The organism is Micromonospora palomenae (genome assembly GCF_007829925.1).
Classification (GTDB): Bacteria; Actinomycetota; Actinomycetes; order Mycobacteriales; family Micromonosporaceae; genus Micromonospora; species Micromonospora purpureochromogenes.
The window spans coordinates 248,791-272,030 of the sequence record NZ_VIXA01000001.1 but is presented as its reverse complement, the minus strand read 5'-3'; the positions used below and the strand labels follow the sequence as shown (position 1 = coordinate 272,030).

20 protein-coding genes and 2 pseudogenes are annotated in these 23,240 nt (G+C 70.9%); 15 read left to right on the top strand and 7 right to left on the bottom strand.

What is annotated here, in order from left to right; all coding sequences use genetic code 11:
• Positions 1–327: 327 nt before the first annotated feature.
• Positions 328–456: a hypothetical protein gene (locus FHX75_RS31895; protein WP_281290806.1), complete on the bottom strand. Its 129-nt coding sequence runs from the start codon at positions 454–456 to the stop codon at positions 328–330.
• A 60-nt stretch (positions 457–516) separates the two neighbouring features.
• Positions 517–852, bottom strand: a pseudogene (locus FHX75_RS31370) (zinc-binding dehydrogenase); the annotation flags it as partial.
• Between the two features lie 204 nt (positions 853–1,056).
• On the opposite strand from FHX75_RS31370, the gene FHX75_RS01190 reads away from it, so the two are divergent.
• A complete protein-coding gene (locus FHX75_RS01190) occupies positions 1,057–2,118 on the top strand; it encodes a long-chain-fatty-acid--CoA ligase (RefSeq protein ID WP_246157836.1) in 1,062 nt (353 codons plus the stop codon).
• Between the two features lie 12 nt (positions 2,119–2,130).
• Here FHX75_RS01190 and FHX75_RS01185 read toward each other — a convergent pair whose 3' ends face one another.
• The gene (locus tag FHX75_RS01185) at positions 2,131–4,017 is read right to left on the bottom strand and encodes a glycoside hydrolase family 15 protein (protein WP_154936235.1); all 1,887 of its coding nucleotides are present in this window, start codon (positions 4,015–4,017) and stop codon (positions 2,131–2,133) included.
• A 210-nt stretch (positions 4,018–4,227) separates the two neighbouring features.
• Here FHX75_RS01185 and FHX75_RS31365 point away from each other — a divergent pair, with 210 nt between their 5' ends.
• From FHX75_RS31365 to FHX75_RS01160, 6 genes are all read left to right on the top strand, one after another.
• On the top strand, positions 4,228–4,479 hold the full coding sequence (locus FHX75_RS31365) for a hypothetical protein (RefSeq protein WP_246157507.1): 252 nt from the start codon (positions 4,228–4,230) through the stop codon (positions 4,477–4,479).
• A 2-nt stretch (positions 4,480–4,481) separates the two neighbouring features.
• The gene (locus FHX75_RS01180) at positions 4,482–5,402 is read left to right on the top strand and encodes an AI-2E family transporter (protein ID WP_246157505.1); all 921 of its coding nucleotides are present in this window, start codon (positions 4,482–4,484) and stop codon (positions 5,400–5,402) included.
• A gap of 87 nt (positions 5,403–5,489) precedes the next feature.
• Positions 5,490–6,677 carry a low temperature requirement protein A gene (locus FHX75_RS01175; RefSeq protein WP_154936234.1) on the top strand — a complete coding sequence of 396 codons (1,188 nt, stop codon included), beginning with the start codon at positions 5,490–5,492 and terminating at the stop codon, positions 6,675–6,677.
• Between the two features lie 179 nt (positions 6,678–6,856).
• Positions 6,857–8,032 carry an FUSC family protein gene (locus FHX75_RS01170; protein ID WP_246157504.1) on the top strand — a complete coding sequence of 392 codons (1,176 nt, stop codon included), beginning with the start codon at positions 6,857–6,859 and terminating at the stop codon, positions 8,030–8,032.
• A gap of 53 nt (positions 8,033–8,085) precedes the next feature.
• Positions 8,086–9,270 (top strand): low temperature requirement protein A, encoded by a 1,185-nt coding sequence (locus tag FHX75_RS01165; protein WP_154936233.1) that lies wholly within the window; start codon positions 8,086–8,088, stop codon positions 9,268–9,270.
• Between the two features lie 68 nt (positions 9,271–9,338).
• Complete coding sequence (locus FHX75_RS01160; RefSeq protein ID WP_246157502.1) at positions 9,339–10,502, top strand: FUSC family protein; 1,164 nt, start codon at positions 9,339–9,341, stop codon at positions 10,500–10,502.
• 40 nt (positions 10,503–10,542) lie between these two features.
• Here the strand turns inward: FHX75_RS01160 and FHX75_RS01155 are convergent, their stop codons facing one another.
• Entirely contained in the window at positions 10,543–11,190 is a 648-nt protein-coding gene (locus FHX75_RS01155; protein WP_154936232.1) for a TetR/AcrR family transcriptional regulator, read from the bottom strand.
• A gap of 143 nt (positions 11,191–11,333) precedes the next feature.
• On the opposite strand from FHX75_RS01155, the gene FHX75_RS01150 reads away from it, so the two are divergent.
• From FHX75_RS01150 to mhpA, 5 genes are read left to right on the top strand one after another with little or no spacing between them, the layout of a single operon-like run.
• On the top strand, positions 11,334–12,467 hold the full coding sequence (locus FHX75_RS01150; RefSeq protein WP_154936231.1) for a VOC family protein: 1,134 nt from the start codon (positions 11,334–11,336) through the stop codon (positions 12,465–12,467).
• The gene (locus tag FHX75_RS01145) at positions 12,464–13,402 is read left to right on the top strand and encodes a fumarylacetoacetate hydrolase family protein (protein ID WP_154936230.1); all 939 of its coding nucleotides are present in this window, start codon (positions 12,464–12,466) and stop codon (positions 13,400–13,402) included. The genes FHX75_RS01150 and FHX75_RS01145 overlap by 4 nt, the downstream gene beginning before the upstream one ends.
• Positions 13,399–15,282, top strand: coding sequence for an acyl-CoA synthetase (locus FHX75_RS01140; protein ID WP_154936229.1), 1,884 nt, complete (start codon positions 13,399–13,401; stop codon positions 15,280–15,282). Before FHX75_RS01145 ends, FHX75_RS01140 begins: the two co-directional genes overlap by 4 nt.
• Positions 15,279–15,635 carry a DoxX family protein gene (locus FHX75_RS01135; RefSeq protein WP_154936228.1) on the top strand — a complete coding sequence of 119 codons (357 nt, stop codon included), beginning with the start codon at positions 15,279–15,281 and terminating at the stop codon, positions 15,633–15,635. Before FHX75_RS01140 ends, FHX75_RS01135 begins: the two co-directional genes overlap by 4 nt.
• Positions 15,632–17,140 (top strand): bifunctional 3-(3-hydroxy-phenyl)propionate/3-hydroxycinnamic acid hydroxylase MhpA, encoded by a 1,509-nt coding sequence (mhpA, locus tag FHX75_RS01130; RefSeq protein WP_154936227.1) that lies wholly within the window; start codon positions 15,632–15,634, stop codon positions 17,138–17,140. Before FHX75_RS01135 ends, mhpA begins: the two co-directional genes overlap by 4 nt.
• Positions 17,141–17,257: 117 nt before the next feature.
• On the opposite strand, the gene FHX75_RS01125 is transcribed toward mhpA, so the two are convergent.
• Positions 17,258–18,052, bottom strand: a complete 795-nt coding sequence (locus FHX75_RS01125; RefSeq protein WP_246157500.1) for a TioE family transcriptional regulator — start codon at positions 18,050–18,052, stop codon at positions 17,258–17,260.
• Here FHX75_RS01125 and FHX75_RS01120 point away from each other — a divergent pair.
• The 3 genes from FHX75_RS01120 to FHX75_RS01110 all read left to right on the top strand — a co-directional run bounded on the left by FHX75_RS01120 (position 18,039) and on the right by FHX75_RS01110 (position 20,923).
• On the top strand, positions 18,039–19,241 hold the full coding sequence (locus FHX75_RS01120; protein ID WP_154936226.1) for an erythromycin esterase family protein: 1,203 nt from the start codon (positions 18,039–18,041) through the stop codon (positions 19,239–19,241). The genes FHX75_RS01125 and FHX75_RS01120 overlap by 14 nt on opposite strands.
• Before the next feature lie 120 nt (positions 19,242–19,361).
• Positions 19,362–19,769, top strand: coding sequence for a YciI family protein (locus FHX75_RS01115; protein ID WP_154936225.1), 408 nt, complete (start codon positions 19,362–19,364; stop codon positions 19,767–19,769).
• An 8-nt stretch (positions 19,770–19,777) separates the two neighbouring features.
• Complete coding sequence (locus tag FHX75_RS01110; protein ID WP_154938652.1) at positions 19,778–20,923, top strand: RNA polymerase sigma factor; 1,146 nt, start codon at positions 19,778–19,780, stop codon at positions 20,921–20,923.
• Positions 20,924–21,008: 85 nt separating this feature from the next.
• On the opposite strand, the gene FHX75_RS01105 is transcribed toward FHX75_RS01110, so the two are convergent.
• Together FHX75_RS01105 and FHX75_RS32145 are read right to left on the bottom strand one after the other, a co-directional pair.
• On the bottom strand, positions 21,009–22,619 hold the full coding sequence (locus FHX75_RS01105; protein WP_154936224.1) for an FAD-binding oxidoreductase: 1,611 nt from the start codon (positions 22,617–22,619) through the stop codon (positions 21,009–21,011).
• Positions 22,565–23,112 (bottom strand): annotated as a pseudogene (locus tag FHX75_RS32145) (DUF4184 family protein). The gene FHX75_RS01105 and the pseudogene FHX75_RS32145 overlap by 55 nt, the downstream one beginning before the upstream one ends.
• Positions 23,113–23,240: the final 128 nt, after the last annotated feature.

Here is a 23,240-nt window from a genome sequence, read left to right as displayed (position 1 = left end):
CCACATCGCCCCGACGGACAGGGGCTATAACGCGACCGTGACGGGGAACCGCCGTTTCTTGACGCGCTTTTGACGCAGGCCCGTGATCGGGTGAAAACGGTCACCGCCCGCCAGCGGTCAGCGGCACGCCGTGACATCTCTTCGACGCCCTGGCGGCAGCCACCGGGACGCTTGCCCGTGGCCGACCGGGCTCACCCACCAACCCGAAACGGAAACGGTGCGCGCTGCAATGGATCTCAGCGCGCACCGTGGGCAACCGTTGGTGTCCGAGGGGCAGGTGGGGCGGGTCGGTTCAAGAGGCGAGAGCCTCACGACCCGCGGTAGATGTCAGGGCTTGAGGATCAGCCGGATCGGGGTGCCTTCCTTCTTCACCAGCCGTTCGACGCCCCGGGGTGCCTCGGACAGCGGGAGCACATCGCTGATCGACCCGGAGAGGTCGAGGCGGTGATGCCCCACCAGGGAGACAAGCTGCTCGACGTGCTCCGGAAGGCTGCCGTAGTGCCCACGGATCTGCTGCTTCAGGTAGCTGAACAGGGTGGTCCGGCGAATGGTCAGCGGTTGGGGTGCCAGTCCGACCAGGACCAGCCGGCCCTCGTTGGCGAGGACGGTCTGGGCCTGGCTCCAGACCGGCGGGGCGCCGGCCAGGTCGAAGGCGACGTCGAGGCCGCGCCCGCCGGTGATCCGGCGTACCTGGTCGTCGAAGTCGGCGGCGCGGGGTCGAGGGCGTGGTCGGCACCCAGGGCGAGGGCCCGGGCCAGGGCATCCGGGATCGGATCCACGGCGACGATCGGAGCGGCCCCGACGAGACGCAGCAACTGCACCGCGTGGGCGCCGAGACCGCCCAACCCCCACACGCCGACGGCCTGGGTGGGACGCACGTCGGCGGTGGCGACGATGGCACCCCAGGGGGTGGAGACCGCGTCGGGGATGATCGCGGCCTGCTCCAGGGGAAGGTCGTCGGGTACGCCGACGAGGGTGAAGTGCTCGGCGAGTCCGATCGAGGGCGCCGCCACGCTGGGATCCGCGCTCGCCGGCCGGGCCACCCGGTTCGAGACGGTGCTCACGGAGGCCACCGGCACCGCGGTGATCCTCTACACCAGCGGGACGACGGGACAGCCCAAGGGCGCCGAACTCAGCCACGCCAACATGGTGATGAACGCACTGACGTGCTGGCGCCTCTTCGGCGCCGTCGATGACGATGTCCACCTGGTGACGCTGCCGCTGTTCCACTCGTTCGGGCAGACCGTGCAGCTGAACGCGGGCCTGTACAGCGGCGCCACGCTGGTTCTCCTGCCGCGGTTCGATGCCGGCACGGCACTGGCGCTGATGGAGCGCGAGCGGGTCACCTTCTTCGCCGGGGTGCCGACGATGTACTGGGGCCTGCTCTCCGCCGGCCGGGAGAAGGTCGACGTCGCCGCGATCACGGCACACCTGCGCATGGCGGTCTCCGGGGGCGCCGCCCTTCCGGTGGAGATCCTGGAGCAGGTGGAGAAGCTGTACGGCGTTCGGATCCGGGAGGGCTACGGCCTCTCCGAGACCAGCCCCGTCGCCTCATTCAACCACCCCGGGCGGGAGGCGAAACCCGGTTCGATCGGGCAGCCGGTCTGGGGCGTACAGATGCGGCTCGTCGACGCCGACTGGAACGAGGCGCCTGAGGGCGAGGCGGGTGAGATCGCGATCCGCGGACACAACGTCATGAAGGGCTACCACGGCCGCCCCGAGGCAACCGCGGACGTGCTCCGGGACGGGTGGTTCCGCACCGGCGACCTCGCCCGCCGTGACGAGGACGGCTACTACTTCATCGTCGACCGGGCCAAGGACATGATCATCCGCGGCGGCTACAACGTGTATCCCCGGGAGCTGGAGGAGATCATGATGACCCACCAGGACGTGAGCCTGGTGGCCGTGGTCGGTGTGCCGCACCCGTCACACGGCGAGGAGGTCAAGGCCTTCGTGATCCGCCAACCGGGATCCCAGCTGACCGAGGACGAGCTGGTGGACTGGTGCAGGGAGCGAATGGCGACCTACAAGTACCCCCGCCTCGTCGAGTTCCGGGACGACCTGCCCATGACCTCCACGGGCAAGATCTTGAAGCGGAGGCTCCGCGACGAGGCGTAAACCGACAAGCCTTCACGAACGCGGTGAATCCCGCTCGACCAGGGTTTCGAACGGAGCGCGGCACGGTCCCGGTGCAGCGTCCATGAGGTGATCGAGGGTCATCGCGGCCTTGATCAGTCCGAGGTGGCTGAAGGCTTGGGGAAAGTTGCCGAGCTGGTCGCCGGCCGGGCCGATCTCCTCTGCGAAGAGACCGAGGTGGGTGCTGTAGGTGAGCATCTTCTCGAAGGTGATCAGCGCGTCGTTCAGCCGTCCCGAGCGGGCCAGGGCTTCGACGTACCAGAAGGTGCACATGTTGAAGGTGCCTTCGGCGCCGGGCAGGCCGTCGGGCGATGAGGTGGGGTTGTATCGGTAGACGAGGCTGTCCGAGACGAGTTCGGCGTCCATCGCCCGCAGTGTGGACTGCCACATCGGATCGTCGGGCGCGATGAACCCCACGCTCGGCATCATCAGCAGCGCCGCGTCCAGGACGTCGCTGTCGTAGTGCTGCACGAACGCCCGGCGTACGGGGTGGTAACCGCGGTTCATGATCTGGTGGTAGATCCGGCCGCGCTCGGTGCTCCAGCGGTCGATCTCGCCGGGTACCCCGTACCGCTGAGCGAGGCGGATGGCCCGGTCGACAGCCACCCAGGACATGAGGCGGCCGAAGGTGAAGTCCTGGCGACCGCCCCGGGTCTCCCAGATCCCTTCATCGGGTCTGTCCCAGTGCTCACAGAGCCAGTCGATGGACTTCACTGTGTTCAGCCACGCCTGATAGGAGCTGCGCAGTCCATACGAGTCGGCGAAGTGGATGGCGCTCAGCGCTTCGCCGTAGATATCAAGCTGGAGCTGCTCGGCAGCGGCGTTGCCGATCCGCACCGGGCGGGAGCGTCGATAGCCCTCAAGGTGATCGAGGAGTTCCTCGTCGAGGTCGGTCGAGCCGTCGACGCGGTACATGTGGTGCAGCGGCGTCATCCGGCCGGCCCCCTCGCAGATGCGATCGTTGAGCCACAGCAGGTATCGGCGCGCTTCCTCGGTGAAGCCGAGACCGAGCAGGGCGTAGACCGAAGCTGAGCCGTCGCGGATCCAGGCGTAGCGGTAGTCCCAGTTCCGCGTCCCGCCGATCTGCTCCGGCAGGCCCGCGGTCGGAGCGGCGATCAGGGCGCCGGTCGGCGCGTATGTGAGCAGTTTCAGCGTCAGGGCGGAGCGCTCCACCGCTTCCCGCCACCGTCCGCGATAGCAGGAGCCGCTGAGCCAGGTCCGCCAATAGTCCCGGGTCTGCTCGTACATGGCCCGTATTTCCTCAGGCCCGATGAGCCGGGGTGGCTCACCCGAGCCGGTTTCGACGAGGAACCCGCCGGTGGCACCCTCGCGAAAGGTGGCGAAGGCGCGCACCCCGTCGCCGTCGCGCTCGATCTCGATTTCGTCCGGGGGCTGGTCGGCGGGGCGGACCCGATGCACCGTCATACTGAGCGTCGGGCTGCGGAAAACGGTGCCGTCGGCAGACATCTCGATCTCGTGCCGGTCGCGCCCATAGTTGAATCGCGGCTGGCAATCGACCCGGAACCGGATGGTGCCCCGCACCACGTTGATGAGCCGAACGAGGCGATGACGATCGGTCGGCGTATCGCCGGCGACCGGCATGAAGTCGATGACCTCACCCACGCCGCCGGACGTCAGGAAACGAGTGATCAGGATCGGTGTCCCCGGCAGGTACAACTGCTCCCTTCTGACGTCCTCGGCGCCATCGGGTGCGATACGGAAATACCCGCCCCTCTTGTGGTCGAGCAGTCCGGCGAACAGGCTGGGCGAGTCGAACCGCGGCGCGCAGAACCAGTCAAGGGTGCCGTCGTCCGCGATCAGCGCCGCTGTCTGCAGGTCCCCGATCAGGCCATGTGACTCGATGATCGGATACGACTCCACTCACCGGCCTCCTGCCAGGACTCTTGCGACTGTTCTCACCGTAAGTGCTGGCCGGAGCTCAGCGGCGCACATTGGTCAGGACCAGCGCGAGGTCGGACGGCGGGCCGCGTTCGACGGCCTCCCGTCGAGCCCGTGCACCTGACGGCACGCACAGAGATCGAAACTGCTCCGATGGTGTTTTGTTCATGTCGCGGAGGGTAGCCGCGCCCGGTGAGCAACGCCGACGACCGGTCCACGGCCCGCCAGGCGCTGATTGTCATCGGTCTGGTCATCGCCACCCTGGTCGGGCTGGCGATGGTGTGGGAGACCCGGCGGGTGTTGATCTGGGTGGTGGTTGCCGCGTTCTTCGCGGTGGCCCTGAATCCCCTGGTGGACCGGGTGCAACGACGGATCGTCCGGCGTCGGGCGGCGGCCACGCTGTTGGTGTTCCTGGCCGCCTTCGTGGCTCTCGCCGCGTACTGATCGTGGTGCCCCTGCTGGACGAGCTGGCGCGGTTCGCGGACCGGGCGCCGGACCTGTTGCGCGAGGCGCGGGCCGGGCGCGGGCCGGTCGGTGAGCTGCTGGAGCGGTTCCACCTGCGGCAGTACGTCGAGGCCCACGCCGATCAGTTCCAGCGCTTCGGCGGCCAGTTCGGCCGGTCAACGGTCGGCCTGGTCCGTGGGACGGTTCAGGGCGTCGCCGGAGTGTTGACCGTGGTGGTGCTGGCGTACCTGATGGTGGTGCAGGGGCCGCGGATCACCGCCGGGACGCTGGCCCTGGCCGGCGGTGCCCGGGCCGAGCGGCTACGCCGCATCGGCCGGGCGTCGGCGCGCACCATCACCGGCTACCTGAGCGGAAACCTCCTGATCAGCCTCATCTGTGGCCTGGCGACCTTCGTGGTGCTCGCGCTCACCGGCGTGCCGTTCGCCGCCGTGATCGCCCTGTTGGTCGCCATCGCGGACCTGATCCCGCTGGTGGGGGCGACCCTCGGCGCCATCGTCGCGGGCGGCGCGGGCTTCCTGCACTCGCCCACCGCCGGGGTCGTCGTGCTGGTCTTCTTCGTGGTCTACCAGCAGGTCGAGAACCACCTGCTGCAACCGGTCATCATGTCCCGCGCCGTCCAGCTGAACCCCCTGACCGTGCTGGTCAGCGTGCTGCTCGCCGCGGAGCTGGGCGGCCTCCTGGGAGCCCTGCTGGCCATCCCGGCCGCAGGCATCGCGCAGATTCTGGTGCGTGAGTTCGTCCCCGCCAACCGGCGAGCCGGCTCCGTGCCGGCAGCGGCCGGCCCCGCGGACCGCGCGGGGGGCGGCGGACCGGATCAGCCGGCGGGCGACCACCCGAGGGACGGTGGGACGGCCGACAGCCGGCACTCCGGTGACCGGGACCGGCCACCGGCCGCCGACTGACCGGGCTGACCGGCGCGTGCCGCCAGCTCAGGCGAGCGCTCGGTCCACGTGCAAGCGCGGGGCAGAAACGGCAGAAACGGGCGACCGATGACGACCGGTAGGGCGGAGCAGCTGCTGCGAAATGCCGAGCAGGGGCGGTCGGCGTTCCTGGAACTGTTCTTCGACCTGGTGTTCGTCCTCGCGTTCTTCCGCCTCTCGCAGGAGCTGCTGGAGCATCTGAGTTGGACCGGCGCGTTCCAGACACTGGTGTTGCTGCTCCCCGTGCTGCATGTCTGGGCCTATACGGCGAGGTTCACCGACCTGTTCGACCCGCGGCACCCGCCGATACAGCTGCTGGTCATGTCGATGATGTTCGGCGTCCTCGTGATGGCGGCCGCGGCGCCTGAGGCCTTCGGCCGCAACGGCCTGGTGTTCGCAGGTGCCTACGTCGCCGTCCGGGTTGGTGTCCTCGCTGTCGGGGTGCTTCTGCTGCGTGACCACGAGGGACAGCGCAACGCCCTGCGGCTACTGTTCTGGGTCGGCGTGGCTGCGGTGCCATGGGTGACGGGTGCGTTCCTACCCGGTGGGGCACGTGGAGCGCTGTGGATGACGGCGGCGGCCGTGGAGTACGCGGGGATCGCACTCGGCTTCCGCACGCCGGGGCTGGGCCGCGCCGGTTCCCGTCGTCGAGCCGACATCGTGGTCGTCGAGGAGCACGTGGCCGAGCGGTACCAGCAGTTCTTCATCATCGCACTGGGTGGGCCGATCCTGGTGACCGGACTGGCGTTCGGAACCGGCGAGTTCACAGCCGACCGCAGCGCCGCGACCCTGGTCGCGTTCGCCACCACGGCACTGCTGTGGCGCATCTACATCCACCGCGCCGGAGCACTGCTGGCCGCCGCCATGGCGGCGGTCCCCGACCCGCGCCGGGTCGCTGTCCTGTCGATCTACTCCCACGTGATCATGGTCGCCGGCATGGTCGTTGTCGCCGTCGGCGACGAGCTTGTCATCACGCACCCGCTCGGTCACCCGGAACCGGCCTGGCTCCCCGTCATCCTCGGCGGACCCGCCCTGTTCCTCGTCGGACGGGCCATCTTCGAGTACGCGGTGTTCGGGCGCGTGTCGCTCCCCCGCGTCGTCGGCGCGCTCGCCCTCGTCGCCCTCATCCCGGCGATGCGGCCGCTGCCGCCGCTCACGGTAGCCACCGCCGCCGCACTCGTCCTGGCCGGCATCGCCGTGGCCGACGCGGCCCGCACTCGAAGACTCCCAGCCGAGCCGCCGTCACCACCCGGCTGAAACGAGCGGTTTCCTGGTGCTGCCGCAACGGCTCGGCCCGGGGTCGTGGATGGGGTCGCTGTCGGCTACCACCCGCCCGGCGTCGCCGAGCCCGTCGCCACGGGAGCGGATGCAGCCGAGTTGCTTCGACAGGAGAACGGGTCGCAGGTTTGCGCGGGCCCGGCGGGGTAACCCCCGCCATGGCCGCTGACCGGAGCCCCCTGCCCCGCCCCGAGGAGGTGGTCGAGCAGGCCAGAGAGTTGGCAACGCAGGCTGCCCGCCGCGGTGGTACGGCCGGCAGGCTGCGGCTGCGGCTGCGGCTGCGTCAAGTCGAGATCATCCTGGTCATCGCGGCCCAGTGCGGGCTGGCCGCCACCCTGGCCTGGGGGCTCGCTCACGAGGTGGCGGGGCGTCCCGCGCCGGTCTTCGCGCCCAGCGCGGCGGTCGGCACGATCGTCGCCGCACTCGGACAGCGCGCCCGGCGTACCGCCGAACTTATGCTCGGCGTCGGGCTGGGCCTGCTCATCAGCGACTTCCTACTCCGTTACGTCGGGTTCGGGGCCTGGCAGATCGGGGTGGTGGTAGCGCTGGCCATCGCCGTCGCCCTGCTGATGACCGGGCACAGCGGCGCGCTGGTCGCTCAGGCCGGCAGCACCGCCGTGCTGCTCGCCACGCTGTCACCGGTCCAGGGCAACCTCGAATGGGAGCGGATCGTCGAAGCCGCGTCGGGCGCGGTCGTCGGGCTGGCGGTGGTCGCGTTGCTGGTGCCCATCGACCCGATGCGCACTCTCCAGCGCGCCGCCGCACCGCTGACCGAGACACTCACATCGCAGCTTCGGGAGGTCGCGCACGCGCTGAGAGAGCGGGACGCGGACCGCGCGGTGCGGGCACTCGACCGGCTTCGCGGTATGGACGGCGACCTCAGCCGGCTGCACGAGGCCCTGGGTGGCGCCGAGGAGGTGACCATGATCTCGCCGGTCCGGTGGCAGCGGCGCCGCGATGTCGCGCGCTACCAGCACGGCATCCAGTACATGGATCGGGTGGCCCTCGAGTGCCGGGGGATAGCCCGCTGGGCGGCGACCTCGTTGCAGTACGACGAGCCGGTGCCGGAGGAACTCATCGCCGCCGTGGAGCGGCTCGCCGAGACGATCGAGGTGCTGCAGCGGGAGGCACGAAAAGCTGGGCCCGCGGAGCAGACCCGCAACGCGGTGCTGGACATCGCGCGGCTGGTCGGCCAGGCATGTCGAAAAGGCCTGAAGTCGTACGGGAGCGCCATGGTGGTCCAGCTCCGCACGGCGGCGAGTGACCTGCTCCGGGCGACCGGGTACGAGCCGGAGACGGGCAACCGGATGGTGCGCGAGGCCGTCAACCTCTAGGCCGCCGAGGCTCTCTCGGCCAGGGCGGGCAGCAACGGCAGAAGCGGGCGACGATGACGACAGGTAGAGCGGGCGTACTGCTGCGAAGACCCGAACAGGCGCGGCCGACATTCCTGGAACTCTTCTTCGACCTGGCGTTCGTCCTCGTGTTCTTTCAGCTCTCGCAGCACCTGCTCGAGCAGCTGACCTGGACTGGCACGCTCCAAACACTGGTGCTGCTGTTCGCCGTGATGCACCTCTGGTCCGCTACGACGAGGTTTCTGGACGCGTTCGATCCGCGACATCCGCTGGTACAACTGCTGATCATGCCGATCATCCTCGGCACCATCGTGCTGGCGGCCGCGGCGCCAGAGGCGTTCGGCCGCAACAGCCTGGTCTTCGCCGGTGTGTACGTCACCATCCGGCTTGTCGGCCTCGCCATGGCCGTCTTCTTTCTGCATGGCCACGAGGCGCAGGCCAGCGCGGTGCGGCTACTGTTCTGGGTCGGCGTGGCCGCGGTGCCCTGGATCGCGGGCGCACTCCTGCCCGTCCCCGCGCGTGCAGCGCTGTGGATGACGGCGACGGTCGGGGAGTACGTGGTGTTCGCCCTCGGCTTCCCCACGCCCTGGCTGGGCCGCCAGGGCAAGCGTCGACAGGAGATCGTGGTTTCCGAGGAGCACACGGCCGAGCGGTACCAGCAGTTCTTCATCATCGCGCTCGGCGAGCCGATTCTGGTGACCGGGCTGACGCTCGGAACCGGCCATTTCACGCCCGACCGCAGCGCCGCGACCCTGGTCGCGTTCGCCACCACGGCACTGCTGTGGCGCATCTACATCCACCGCGCCGGAGCACTGCTGGCCGCCGCCCTGACCGCGGTCCGCGACCCGCGCCGTGTCACTGTCCTGACCGCCTACTCCTACGTGATGATGGTCGCCGGCATCGTCGCCATCGCCGTCGGCGACGAACTCGTCATCCAGCATGCGCTCGGCCACACCGACCCGGCCTGGCTCCCCGTCATCCTCGGCGGACCCGCCCTGTTCCTCGTCGGACGGGCCATCTTCGAGTACGCGGTGTTCGGGCGCGTGTCGCTCCCCCGCGTCGTCGGCGCGCTCGCCCTCGTCGCCCTCATCCCGGCGATGCGGCCGCTGCCGCCGCTCACGGTAGCCACCGCCGCCGCACTCGTCCTGGCCGGCGTCGCCGTGGCCGACGCGGCCCGCACTCGAAGACTCCCAGCCGAGCCGCCGTCACCACCCCGTTAGACGATCGCTGGCGGGCAGCGGCAGGAAGGGCCGGAGGTTTGTGAGGGACGGGTCGGGTAACCCACGCCATGGCAGGTGACCGGCGAGTCGGGTCTCGCCCCAACGTCGCTGCCGGTCGCGCCAGGGAGCTGACGGCGGAGGCCCGGCGTCGCGGTGCCGAGGCAGGCCGGCTGAGGCTGCGGCTGTTCGGGATCATCCTGTTCGTCGCGGCGCAATGTGGGCTTGCGGCGACGTTGTCCTGGGGGCTGGCGCACGACGTCCTGGGTCGCCCCTCCCCGATCTTCGCGCCCAGCGCGGCCGTCGGCACGATCGTCGCCGCCCTCGGGCAGCGCGCCTTGCGTACCGCCGAGCTGATGCTCGGCGTGGGGCTGGGCCTGCTTGTCAGTGATCTTCTCATGCGTTCTCTCGGGTTCGGGCCCTGGCAGATCGGCCTGGTGGTGATGCTGGCCATCGCCGTCGCCCTGTTGATGACCGGGCGCAGCGGTGCGCTGGTCGCTCAGGCGGGCAGTACCGCTGTGCTGATCGCCACGCTCTCGCACGTGGAGCAGGGCCTCGAATGGGCGCGGATCGTCGACGCGGGAGTGGGCGGCGCCATCGGCCTGGCGGTGGTGGCGTTGCTGCTACCGATCAACCCGATGCGCATTCTCGACAGCGCCACCGCTCCGGTCGCCGCGACCCTCCACACGCAGCTTCGAGAGGTTGCCCACGCACTCGCCCGGCGTGACCCGGACCGAGCGATACGGGCGCTGGATCAGCTGAGCGGGATGGAACCCGATCTCGCCCGGATGCACGAGGCCCTGGGTGGCGCCGAGGAGGTGACGACCATTGCGCCGGCGCGCTGGCGACGCCGGGTCGATGTCGAGAACTACCGGCGCGGCATCCAGCACATCGATCGGGTGGTCCTCGGGTGCCGGGCGCTGGCCCGCTGGGCCGCGACCACGCTGCAGTACGACGAGCCGGTGCCGGAGGAACTCCCCGGCGCCGTGGACAGGTTCGCCGAGGCCATCCAGTTGCTGAGGCAGGAGGCGCGGGCGGGTGGGTCGTTCGACCAGACCCGCAACGCGGTGTTGGACGGGGCGTGCCTGGCCGGCCAGGCGTACCACAAGGGCGTCAAGCCCTTCTCGGATGCCGTCGTGATCCAGCTGCGCACCATGGCGAGTGACCTGCTGCGCGCGACCGGATACGAGCCGGAGACGGCCAACCGGATGGTGCGCGAGGCGGCCACCGCCTAGAGCCGGCCGGCGGCTCCGCTCGGGTGGATGGACATCGGTCCTACGGGCGGACACCGTCGAGCGCGGGTAACGGCCGCAGGCAGATCTCGTGCGCGTCGTCGGGCGGAAGGCCGAGCATGCGCAGCACGTCCTCGGTGACCTGGTCGGTGGCTGCGGCGTCGTCGCGCTCGGGGTGATCGTGCAGCAGTTGCCCGAGGACCAACGCGGCCCCGGCGATGATCACCGTCGCGAGTTCGGGGTCGCGTACGTCGAACCGCCCGGCACGGACGCCGTCTTCGATGTCGCGCCGGGCCCGCGGCGCGAGTCCCTTGTCGGAGCCAGCCAGGGCCAGGCCGTTGCTGAGCAGCACCTTGCTCAGCTCGGGACTCCGGCGGTGGAGACGTCCGGTCAGCCGGAAGCTCTGCGCGAAGACATGGGCCGGGTCGTCCAGGCCCACTGTCAGCTCGTCGAGCAGGGCGCCGTAGCGCTCGAGGGCGTCCTCCACCGCGGCCTGGTAGAGCTGCTCCCTGCTGTCGAAGTGGTTGTAGAACGACCCCATCCCCACGTCCGCGGCCTGGGTGAGCTCGAGGATCGGGACGTTCTGCTTGCCGGCCGCGATGAAGGTCTGGGCCGCGCGAACGAGCGCCGATCGGGTGTGCGCCTTCCGCCGTTCCAGGCGGTTGGGGGCATGCCTGGTCTGTTGCGCCATGCCTACTTGTCCACCTCTCCCAGGTCGGTCTGCGCCTACCTTAACCCCGCCGACCCTCAGACATGACGGAATCGTCATCAGCGCTTGACTGACGCTACACTCGTAAGTGACGATTTCGTCAGCGCCTTGGAAGGGAGCGGGACATGATCGAGCGGCACGACCCGCACACGGGTCTGCACAGCGAGCAGGGTGCACTGCCGGGCGAGCACCCGGGGAGGGCGCGCAACCCGCTCATCAAGGTGCACGACCTGGCCTGGCTGGAGTTCGAGAAGCCCGATCTTGAGCGGGCCGAGCTGTTCGCCCGAGCCTTCGGCTTCACGACGTCGTCGCGTACCGCCGAGGAGCTGCACCTGCGGGGCACGGACCCGGGTTCGCCCTGCGTGCTCATCCGCCGGGGCCCCCGGTCACGGTTCATCGGCCCCGCCTTCCGGGCTGCCGACCCGACGGACGTGCTGCGCCTCGCGGACGCGACCGGCACCAAAGTCGCCCCGCTGCCGGAGAGCCTCGGCGGGGTGACGGTGGATCTGGTCGACCCGAGCGGGGCGCGGGTCCGCGTGGTGACGGACACGCACGAACTTCCCGCGCTGCCCACCCAGGTGCCCCTGACGTTCAACGTCGGGCACGACGTGGCGCGGACGAACGCCACCCAGCGGCCCCCACGGGAGCCGGCCAAGGTGCAGCGGCTCGGTCACGTCGTGCTGCAGACGACCCGGTACCTGGAGACGCTCAACTGGTATCTCGAGCACCTGGGTCTGATCGTCAGCGACTTCCTCTACCACCAGGGGCAGCGCGAGCGCGGCCCGACCATGAGCTTCATCCGCTGCGACCGCGGCAGCACGCCCACCGACCATCACACGCTCGCGATGACCCTCGGCCCGGCCAACCGGTACGTGCACTCGGCCTACCAGGTCCCGGGCCTCGACTCGCTGGCCGCTGGTGGGGAGTACCTGCTCGACCGGGGCTACCAGCGGTCCTGGGGAATCGGCCGGCACATCCAGGGCAGCCAGATCTTCGACTACTGGCGCGACCCGGACGACTTCCTGGTCGAGCACTTCACCGACGGCGACCTGTTCGACTGCACGCTCGAGCCCGGCTGGGCCCCGATGAGCGCCTCGGGGCTCGCCCAGTGGGGTCCGCCCGCCACCAAGGACTTTCTCGGCATGAGACCCGGCCGGGAATCGCTTCGCGAGCTGCACGCGGTCATCGGCGCGCTGCGCGAGGACAACGAATTCGACCTCCACCGCCTCCGCGGCCTGATGAAAGCGTTCACCTCATGAGCACCTCCGTCCTGCGCACCGCCGACGCCTGGTGGGTGCTCACCCCCACCGGCGCCGCCAAGGTCCACACCAGCGCCACCACCACCGCCGAACTGCTGGCGGACCGGCCGGCCATCGACGCGGCCACGACGAGCACGGACACCGTCCCGGTCGACGACCTCGCCCTGGTCTCCCCGGTGACCGCGCCCTGCCGCGTCGTCGCCCAGATGACGAACTTCGTCTCGCACGTCAAGGACACCAACGGCAATCCCGACACCGTCCCCCTGACGTTCTTCCGAAAGACCTCGGGCTCGATCAGCGGCCCGTTCGCCGACGTGGTCCGCCCCGGCCACGTCACGTTGCTGGACTACGAGGTCGAGATCGGGCTCGTCTTCGGCCGCGAACTGCCCGTCGGCACCACCGTCACCGCGGACAACCTCGCCGAGTACGTCGCGGGCCTGGTGGTCACCAACGACGTTTCCGCCCGTGACCTCCAGCTCCCCAAGACCCAGTTCTACGAGGCCAAGTCCTACCCGACGTTCACCCCGGTCGGCCCCGCGCTGGTGCTGCTCGACGCCGACGAACTCAAGCGGTTCACCGACCTGCGGCTCAAGCTGTGGGTCAACGGCGAACCCCGGCAGAACATGCTCGCCACCGACATGATCTACACGCCGGTCCAGGCGCTGCAGACGCTGACCCGCTTCCAGCGGATCGACCCGGGTGACCTGCTGCTGACCGGGACGCCCGTCGGGACGGCCCTGAGCGCACCGCCGAAGCCGGTCATGTTCCTCGTCTCGCTGCTGCCGCCCGCCGTCAAGTGGAGGATGTTCTTCAAGGGCCAGGTCCAGAACCCCAAGTACCTCAAGGACGGCGACGTCGTCGAGGCCACCGTCGCCACCGACGACGGCGCGATCGACCTGGGCCGGCAGCGTACGGTCGTGAGGTACGCCGAATGACCGAGCCTCTGCTGTGGCCGGACTACGCCACGCCCACCGACCTTGCCGCGATCGAGGCCGTGCCGCTCGCGGCGCGTGGCCTGCCCGAATCGACGTACGGGCTGCTCGCCCGAGCAGCCACGCGCTGGCCGGACCGCACGGCGCTCACCGTCCTGCCGGACGCCGCCCGCTGGCGGGAGCCGCTGCGCCGTACCTTCGCCGAACTCCTGGCCGACGTCCACCGGGTCGCGAACCTGCTTCACGACCTGGGGGTGCGGCGGGGTGACGCGGTCGCCCTGATGTCGCCCAACTGCGCCGAGCTGATCACCGCGACGCTGGCCGCGCAGCTGGCGGGGATCGCGGCCCCTCTGGGCAGTGGACTGTCGCGGCCGCACCTCACCGAACTCCTCCGCCGCTCCGGCGCGCGCGTGCTGGTCACGGCCGGGCCCGACCTCGCGCCGGAGACGTGGGACACCGCGCAGGCGCTCGCCTGCGACGGCCTGCTCGACGCGATCCTGGTCCTCCGTTCCACCGGGGCGGCGGGCACCCCCGAGCCGCTGCCCCCCATCGACGGCGTTCGCATCGGCTACCTCGACCAGCTCGCCGCCGCCATGGAACCGTCCGCCTTCCACGGTGAGCCGCCCGGGCCGAGCGACCTGGCCGCGATGTTCCACACCGGCGGCACCACCGGCGCCCCGAAACTGGCCGCGCACACGCACGCCAACGAGGTCGCCGACGCGTGGATGCTGTCCGCCAGCAACCTGTTCGACGAACGGACCGTGGTCTTCGCGGCGCTTCCGCTGTTCCACGTGAACGCGCTCGTCGTCACGCTGCTGGCGCCCCTGTTCAAGGGGCAGGCCGTGGTGTGGGCCGGTCCGCTCGGCTACCGCGACCCCGCGCTGTACGGCGCATTCTGGAAGATTGTCGAGCACTACCGGATCGCCGCCATGAGCGCGGTGCCCACCGTGTACGCCACGCTGGCGCAGTGCCCGGTCGACGCCGACATCAGTAGCCTGCGGTTCCCGATGGTGGGCGCCTCACCGCTGCCCGCCGCGGTCCGGGACACCTTCCACGCCCACACCGGGACAGCCCTGATCGAGGGCTACGGGCTGACCGAGGCCACCTGCGCCAGCGCGCGCAGCTTCCCCGACGTGTCGCGGCCGGGCTCGGTCGGGCAGCGCCTGCCCTACCAGCGGGTGCGGGTGGTCAGCACGGACGGCACGTGGGAGGACGTACCCCCGGGTGGAACGGGCCTGCTGGCGATCAGCGGCCCGACCGTCTTCCCCGGCTACGTCACCGACCGCGACGAGAACGGCCCCGTCCTGGACGGCCTCGGCAAGCTCGTCGACGGCTGGCTCGACACCGGCGACCTCGCGCGCATCGACGAGGAGGGCTTCGTCTTCCTCGCCGGCCGGGCCAAGGACCTCATCATCCGCGGCGGGCACAACATCGACCCCGCCGTCATCGAGGACGCCCTGCTGGCCCACCCGCAGGTCACCGGGGTCAGCGCGGTCGGGCGTCCCGACGTCCACGCCGGCGAGGTACCCGTCGCCTACGTCACCCTCGCGCCCGGCGCCACGGTGACCGAGGACGACCTGCGCGACTGGGCGAGCGAACGGGTGCCCGACCGCACCGCCGCGCCCAGGACCGTGACGGTCCTCGACGAACTGCCCGTCACCGCCGTGGGCAAGCTCTACAAGCCCGCACTGCGCACGGACGCCATCCGTCGGGAAGTCCGCGCCGCGCTCGACAAGGTCCCGGAGGTCCACCACATCCGGGCCACGACCGAGGGTAGCTCCATCGTGGCTACCGTCACCGTTTCTCCATCCGCCGACCAGGCGGCCATCAAGGCCGTCCTGGGCCGTTATGCCATCGAATGGCGATTGGTTGTTGTGTCATGACGCTCGCTGCTGCCATCCTCGCGGTGCTGCTCGCCCTGATCTTCCTCACCCTCGGCACGGCCAAGATCCTCGCCCTGCCGCGCATGCGTGAGCTGGCCACCGAGGCCGGTTTCTCCGTCGCCGCCTATCGCCGGATCGGCGTACTCGAGGTCGCCGGGGCGGCCGGGCTGCTCATCGGCCTGGCCGAGCCGCTGATCGGCGCCCTCGCCGGCGCCGGGCTGCTGCTCCTGCTCGCCGGAGCCCTCGTCGCCCACCTGCGCAAGGGAGACGGCCCCCAGAAGTACGCCCCGGCCGTCGTCTGCGGACTCCTCGTCGCCGTCTACCTCGCCCTTCACCTCGTATCGGCCCGATGAGGACGGTTCCCGTGGTGGTCGTCGGCGCGGGCCCCACCGGGCTCACCGCCGCGACGCTGCTCGCTCAGTACGGCGTCGAGTGTCTGGTCCTTGAGCGCTGGGAGTCGATCTATCCCCAGCCCCGCGCCGTCGCCCTCGACGACGAGGTCCACCGCATCCTGGCGCGGCTCGGGCTCCGGGACGAGTTCGCCGCGATCTCCCGGCCGCATCGGGGTCTGCGCCTCCTCGACCGGAACATGCGGGTGCTGGCCGAATTCCGGCGGGACACGGGGCCCGACCGGCACGGCTATCCCCAGGGGAGCATGTTCGACCAACCGGATCTGGAGACGATTCTGCGCCGAAATCTCAAGCGGCACCGCACCGTCACGTTCCGCGGCAACGCCGAGGTCACCGCGCTGACCCAGGACGCCGGCGGGGTGCGGGTCGACGTCACCGACACCGCCACCGGAGAGCACGAGTCCGTCCGGGCGGCGTACGTCCTGGGGTGCGACGGTGCAAACAGCCTGTCCAGGGCCTCGATCGGCGCCGCCATGCAGGGTCTGGGCTTCACGCAACGCTGGCTGGTCATCGACGTGGTGACGGAGGCCGACCTCGGCCAGTGGGAGGGCGTGCACCAGCTCGCCGACCCGGCCCGCGCCGGCACCTACATGCGGGTCGGGAGGACCCGCTACCGCTGGGAGTTCCAGCTGACGCCCGGCGAGACCGCCGACGACTACCGCGACATGGCCCGGCTGCATCCGTTGATCTCGCGGTGGACCGGGGACATCCCCGTCGCGGAGCTGGAGATCATCCGCGTAGCCGAGTACACCTTCCGCGCGCAGGTCGCCGACCGGTGGCGCGACCGGCGGGTGTTCCTGCTCGGCGACGCCGCCCACCTCACCCCACCGTTCATCGGCCAAGGCATGTGTGCCGGGCTGCGCGACGCGATGAACCTGGCCTGGAAGCTCGCCGGCGTGCTCGACGGGGCCCTGGCCGAGAGCGTGCTCGACACGTACGAGATCGAACGCAAGCACCACGCCCGCGCGATGATCAAACTGGCGAAGTTCATCGGTACGGCAATGACGGCCGGCGGCGAGTTCGGCAACGTCATCCGTCGCGCCGTGGCGCCGCGGCTGCACCTCGTGCCGGGCCTCACGGGCCTGGCCACGGACAGCCGGACACCCCCGCTTCACCGCTCCGACCTCGTGATGCGACCACGGCTTCGCCGCGGCCTCGCGGGCCGGCTGTGCCCGAACGCGATCATCGACGGCCAACGACGTTTCGACGACCTGGCCGCTGGCCGGTTCGCGATCGTGACGTCCATCGAGCCGTCCGCCGCGCAACGCGCCGACATCGAACGGCGCGGAGCCGTTCTGATCGTTGCCCACCCGGGCAGCGAACTGCATCGATGGTTGGGGACAGGCGCTGCTCGCGCAGCCGTCGTCCGCCCCGACGGCGCCGTCCTCCATGCCGGCCGCCGGCTGCTTCCCCAGACGCTCGATGCGGTCCGCCCGGGTGGCGGGTGACCGAGGCCGCATCGCTGTTGCTGCCAGGGTCGGCCGCGAGCGGTCCCGCACTGCTCGGACGGCAGTCCGCCACGATCACTGAGACACCCCGGAGCTTCGCGGCCAGCAGGCCGCTCGTCATCCGGGCGGAGCAGGGCGGTGGTCGAGGTAGGCGTCCAATGCGGCGGCGCCGGCGAGCATGGCGCGGCTCCTGGCCGAGAGGCGGGCGCGCCAGTCGCGCAGCATCGACTCCAGCGGTGCGACGCCTCCGGCGGTGCGGACCTGGGCGATCAGCGGGGCGATCTGCTGCAGCAGGTAGCCACCCCGTCTGAGTTGGTGGGCCAGCAGGGCGTCGCGGACGTCCGCCTCGCTGTAGACCCGGTAGCCCGTCCGTGGGTCGCGGCGCGGCTGGACCAGGCCGGCGCGTTCCCATTTGCGTAGGGTGGCCGGTCGGATGCCGAGCCGCCGCGACAGCGGGCCGACGAACGTGTCACCGCGCTCCCGCGGTACAGGATCGAGGTCGCGAAGCGCGGCTTCGACTGCCTGGAGGGTGCGGCGGTCGTCGAGCAGCTGGGCGTGGCTCTCGTCGATGAGCCGGAGCGCGTCCTCGGGCGCGTCCCGGTTGACCGCCTGCATGATCGACGTGGCCGTCTGCTGGCCGTGTCCGGGTACGAGCGCGAGAAACGTGCGGAGGGCCTGCGCGTGCAGCGGCGTGTACGTGCGGTATCCGTGCAGGGTGCGTTCGGCGCCCGGAAGAATGCCGGCCGCCTCGTAGTTCCTGATCGCCTGGGTGGACAGGCCGTGCCCGCGCGCGAGGTCGACCGGCCTGAGCCGTCCACCGTCTTGAAGGTTTCGCCCCACTGTCCTGTCAACATCGCGGAGAAGTTTCAACCGAAGGTTCAACGATAGCGTTGAGGGCATGATTGCTGGCACCGAGGACACCGCCCATGCTGTCGAGGCCGCGACCGTCATGCGGCTGCTCCCGACCCGGCCGCGGCTGCTCGCCCTGGGCGAGCCCACCCACGGCGAGGACGTTCTGCTCGAGGTGCGGAACGAGATCTTCCGGCAGCTCGTCGAGCAGGAGGGCTACCGGACGATCGCCATCGAGAGCGACTGCGTGATGGGCCTGGTCGTGGACGACTACGTCACCTCGGGCACCGGCATCCTCGACGAGGTCATGGAGCGCGGCTTCAGCCACGAGTGGGGCGCCTTCGCGGCCAACCGCGAGCTGGTGCGCTGGATGCGCGCGTACAACGACGGCCGGCCCGGGTCAGAGCAGCTGCGCTTTGCCGGTTTCGACGGCCCGCTGGAGATCACCGGTGCCGCGAGCCCTCGGCAGGCCCTCACCGCACTCCACGGCTACCTCACCGCCTGGGTCGACGCCGACCTGCTTCCCTGCACCGCGGAAACGCTCGACCGCCTGCTCGGCGCTGACGACCGGTGGACCAATCCCGCCGCGATGATGGACCCGGCTGAGTCCGTGGGGCAGACGCCCGACGCCAAACAGTTGCGGCTGCTCGCCGATGATCTGGTGGCCCTGCTCGACGCGCAGACGCCACACCTGATCGCGGCGTCCGCACGGGAGGACTGGCACCGGGCACGCCTGTACGGCCGTACCGCTACCGGGCTGCTGCGCTACCACTTCTGGATGGCCGACACGTCACCCAGCCGCGTGGCGCGGCTGCTCGGCGTGCGGGACTCCATAATGGCCGCCAACCTGCTCGCCATCGCCGAACGAGGGCCGGCGCTGGTGAACGCCCACAACGGCCACCTCCAGCGGCACAAGAGCACGATGCGGATGGGCGACCTGCCGCTGGAATGGTGGAGCGCCGGCGCGATCGTCAGCGCCCACCTGGGCGAGGGATACGCCTTCCTCGCCACAGCCCTCGGCACGATCCGCCACCAGGGGGTGGACGCCCCGCCTCCGGACACCATCGAGGGGCTGCTGTACGCGCTCCCGGAGGAGCGTTACATCGTCAACGCCCGCCGACTGGCCACTGCCCTCGCCAACGTGACGCCTGCTGCCCGGGTGTCCCCCTGGTTCGGTTACTCCCCGCTTGATCCGGCCCACGTGGACAGCATCGACGGGATCGTGTTCGTCAAGGATTCCCGGCGGAGCTAGTCGGCCAGGCTCATCCACGAAAGCAAAAATTTCTGACGGCCATGTCGAGAACTGGTGGCTGGCTCCGTCCCAGCGGTGAAGGTGACCAAGATGGGTCGCAACCAGCAGAGGAGAAACACGATGGCGAAGTACTTGCTGCTCAAGCACTACCGCGGCGCTCCGACTCCGGTCAACGACGTGCCCATGGACCAGTGGACGCCGGAGGAGATCTCGGCGCACATGCAGTACATGCACGACTTCGCGGCCCGACTCGAGGGGACCGGCGAGTTCGTCGACGGTCAGGCTCTCGCCCCCGAGGGGACGTTCGTCCGGTACGACGGCGAGGGGCGCCCGCCGGTCACCGACGGCCCGTTCGCCGAGACCAAGGACCTCATCGCCGGCTGGATGGTGATCGACGTCGACAGCTACGAGCGCGCCGTCGAGCTGGCCGGGGAGCTGTCGGCCGCCCCTGGGGCGGGCGGGAAGCCGATCCACGAGTGGCTCGAGGTGCGCCCGTTCCTCACCGCGCCGCCCACCATCACGGAGTGACCGCTCAGATGAACGAGGCCCTGCTCCGGAGCCTCACGCCGAGCGTGCTCGGGATCCTCGTCCGCCGCGGAGCCGACTTCGCGGCGGCCGAGGACGCCGTGCAGGACGCGCTGGTCGAGGCGGTCCGCGTCTGGCCGGCCGACCCGCCGGCGGACCCGAAGGGCTGGCTGGTCACCGTGGCCTGGCGCCGGTTCCTCGACGCGACCCGCGCGGACGCCGCCCGCCGCCGGCGTGAGGACCTGGTCGACGAGGAGCCGGCACCCGGGCCCGTGCCCGCGGTGGACGACACGCTCCAGCTCTACTTCCTGTGCGCCCACCCGTCGCTGACGCCGTCGTCCGCGGTCGCGCTCACGCTGCGCGCCGTCGGCGGGCTGACCACCCGCCAGATCGCCCACGCCTACCTGGTACCCGAGGCGACCATGGCGCAGCGCATCAGCCGGGCCAAGCGCACCGTCTCCGGAGTGCGGTTCGACCAGCCCGGCGACGTCGCCACCGTGCTGCGCGTCCTCTACCTGGTCTTCAACGAGGGCTACTCCGGCGACGTCGACCTCGCCGCCGAAGCCATCCGACTCACCCGGCAACTCGCGGCCGCGATCGACCACCCCGAGGTGGCGGGGCTGCTCGCCCTCATGCTGCTCCACCACGCCCGGCGCGCCACCCGGACCGCGCCCGACGGCAGCCTCGTGCCGCTCGCCGAGCAGGACCGCGGCCGCTGGGACACCACGTCGATCGCCGAGGGCGTCCAGATCCTCCAGGCGGCCCTCGCCCGCGACCGGCTGGGCGAGTTCCAGGCCCAGGCCGCCATCGCGGCACTTCACGCTGACGCGCCCACCGCCGCGGAGACCGACTGGGTGCAGATCGTCGAGTGGTACGACGAGCTCGCGCGCCTGACCGACAGCCCCGTCGTCCGGCTCAACCGGGCAGTGGCCGTCGGCGAGGCCGACGGACCACGCGCCGGGCTGGCGGCGCTCGCGGCGCTGAACGACTCACTACCCCGCCACGCGGCGGTGGCGGCGTACCTCCACGAGCGCGACGGCGACCTGGCGACGGCGGCACGGCTCTACGCCGAGGCGGCCCACAAGGCCCCCAACCTCGCCGAACGCGACCACCTGACGCGCCAGGCCGCCCGGCTCAACGCCCGCCGGCGTCGCTGACGGGCTGCGTCACGGGACGCTTGCCTCCCCCGCACCCCGCCACCGAAGGTTTGCCGGGAGGTCAGGCGCGCGGAGCCGGCCCACGTCAGCCGGCGGGATCGACGAGGACGCCGGGGTTGAGGATCCAGGACGGGTCGAGCGCGCTCTTGGCGGCGCGCATGGCGAGCGCGACCGGGTCCGGACGCTGCTGGTCGTACCAGGGTCGGTGGTCGCGGCCGACGGCGTGGTGGTGGGTGATCGTGCCGCCGGCGGCGAGCAGCGCGTCGGAGACGGCATGCTTGATCTGGTCCCACTGGTCGACGGTGGCGCCCCAGCGGCCGGTGGCGTACACGCCGAAGTAGGGGGCGGGGCCGTCCGGGTAGACATGGGTGAAGCGGCAGGTGACCACACCGGTCGCGTTGACGGCGCGGAGCGCGTCGCCGGCCGCGTCGAGCACGGCGGCGCGTAAGGCGGGGAATCGGTCCCAGGTGCAGGCGGTCTCGAACGTCTCCACGATCATCGACCGGGCGGCGAGTGCGTCGCGCTGGTACGGCATCCGCAGGAACGCTGACCGCCAGGCGTCGGCGGCGGTCCGCTGCCGTGGGCCGGACGAGTCGTCGCCGCGGGGCGGCTCCGGCAGGGTTCCGCCATGGTCGCGGCACAGCTCGACGGCGCGGTCCAGCCACGGTGTGACCGGATGGTCGGCGGACTCGAATCCGAGGACGAGCACGCCGCCGGTGGTGGCGGCACCGGCGTTGAGGAGCGCCTCGGCGGGGTCGAGCAGCCGGCAGTTGCTCGGGTGCAGCGCGGACTGGGCGATGGCCCGGGTGGCTTCGACCGCCAGGTCGTAGTCGGTGAAGTGCACCGAGGCGCCCGCCCGCCAGCGCGGCCGGTCCTGCAGCCGCACCCATGCCTCGGTGATGACGCCGAGCACGCCCTCCGAGCCGAGGAACAGCCGGTCCGGGGATGGCCCGGCGCCCGAGCCGGGCAGCCGGCGCGACTGGCTAATGCCCGCCGGGGTCACCACCCGCATCGACTCCACCAGGTCGTCGATATGGGTCAGGACGGTGGCGTAGTGACCGCCGGCACGGGTGGCCAACCAGCCGCCCAGGGTGGAGAACTCGAACGACTGCGGAAAGTGCCGCAGCGTGAGGTCGTGCCGCCGGAGCTGGTCCTCCAGCGCCGGGCCGAACACGCCGGCCTGGATGCGGGCCGCCCGGCTGGTCGGGTCCACCTCCAGCACTCGGTCGAGGCGCCCGAGGTCGAGACTGACCGCCGCGGGATACGCGTCGTCCAGCCGCGGCTCCACGCCGCCCACCACTGACGAGCCGCCGCCGTAGGGGATCACCGCGATGTCCCGCCCCGCGCACCAGTCCAGCACGTCGACGACGTCCTGCTCGGTCGCCGGCCGGACCACCAGGTCCGGCGGGTCGTGAACCTCCCCGTGCAGGTTGCGGACGACGTCCCGGAACGCCTTGCCGTGGGTGTGCGCCGCCCGGTCGGCCGGGTCCGTCGAGCACAGCCGGACGAGCGACATCGGCGGATCGACCCGCGGCGGGCGCAGGTCGAGTTCGGCCACCGGCGGCGCGACGTGCTCGGTCAGGTCGGCGTCGGGCAGCAGGGTCCGCACCCGGTCGGCCAACGCGGTGGCCTCCGCGCCGGTCACTGCGTCCTCGACGTGCCCCCAGCCCCACCACGAACGGTGTTTCCCGGCCATGCCGCCTCCCCGCCGTCCACCATCGCCAGGTCTACTCGCCGGTAACGTACTCGACGGCCGGCACCCCGTCGATGCCGTCGTGGTTGGCGTGGACTGCCTGCACCGCTCCTCGAGCGGCTGCGGTCAGCGCGGCGCCGGGTGGTCGCGAGCCAGCCGATGTGCGCGGCGCCCCACATCCCGTCGTGCGTGAACGAGTCCCACAGCATGTGGGTGGCCGCGCCGACCACCGGCGAGACGACCAGCATCGCCGCACGGCCAGCCGGCCGATGAGGCAGACGCGCGGGCGGGCGTAGGCGCTCGCGTAGCCTGCCCGGCGAGATGGCGGTCAGGAAGCGGGCCAGCAGCCCATGCCACAGGCCATCGCCGCCAGACCCAGCACCACGTCGACGCCAAGGACGCCGGCGAGCGAGTGGGTCAGCGTCGCCTCCACCGGCAACGGCAGGTAGTAGGGCAGGTCGGGAACCATGCTCCCGATCACCAGGGCCGACGGCACCAGCCACGCTGACCGCGTCAGCGGCAGCACGGCCGCGACGTGACTACCGGTGAACGGCACCTCGTCTCCCTCGCTCGGATGGATCCTAGCCTGAGTTCACCCCAATTTTGATCTTGGGCACATTCTCG

Coding starts and splice junctions, on each gene's coding strand:
- mhpA (WP_154936227.1), top strand. CDS start 15,632: ATGAGGACGGTTCCCGTGGTGGTCGTCGGCGCGGGCCCCACCGGGCTC.
- FHX75_RS01145 (WP_154936230.1), top strand. CDS start 12,464: ATGAGCACCTCCGTCCTGCGCACCGCCGACGCCTGGTGGGTGCTCACC.
- FHX75_RS01105 (WP_154936224.1), bottom strand. CDS start 22,619: ATGGCCGGGAAACACCGTTCGTGGTGGGGCTGGGGGCACGTCGAGGAC.
- FHX75_RS01115 (WP_154936225.1), top strand. CDS start 19,362: ATGGCGAAGTACTTGCTGCTCAAGCACTACCGCGGCGCTCCGACTCCG.
- FHX75_RS01170 (WP_246157504.1), top strand. CDS start 6,857: ATGGCCGCTGACCGGAGCCCCCTGCCCCGCCCCGAGGAGGTGGTCGAG.
- FHX75_RS01160 (WP_246157502.1), top strand. CDS start 9,339: ATGGCAGGTGACCGGCGAGTCGGGTCTCGCCCCAACGTCGCTGCCGGT.
- FHX75_RS01120 (WP_154936226.1), top strand. CDS start 18,039: ATGATTGCTGGCACCGAGGACACCGCCCATGCTGTCGAGGCCGCGACC.
- FHX75_RS01140 (WP_154936229.1), top strand. CDS start 13,399: ATGACCGAGCCTCTGCTGTGGCCGGACTACGCCACGCCCACCGACCTT.
- FHX75_RS01155 (WP_154936232.1), bottom strand. CDS start 11,190: ATGGCGCAACAGACCAGGCATGCCCCCAACCGCCTGGAACGGCGGAAG.
- FHX75_RS01110 (WP_154938652.1), top strand. CDS start 19,778: ATGAACGAGGCCCTGCTCCGGAGCCTCACGCCGAGCGTGCTCGGGATC.
- FHX75_RS01175 (WP_154936234.1), top strand. CDS start 5,490: ATGACGACCGGTAGGGCGGAGCAGCTGCTGCGAAATGCCGAGCAGGGG.
- FHX75_RS01150 (WP_154936231.1), top strand. CDS start 11,334: ATGATCGAGCGGCACGACCCGCACACGGGTCTGCACAGCGAGCAGGGT.
- FHX75_RS01135 (WP_154936228.1), top strand. CDS start 15,279: ATGACGCTCGCTGCTGCCATCCTCGCGGTGCTGCTCGCCCTGATCTTC.
- FHX75_RS01165 (WP_154936233.1), top strand. CDS start 8,086: ATGACGACAGGTAGAGCGGGCGTACTGCTGCGAAGACCCGAACAGGCG.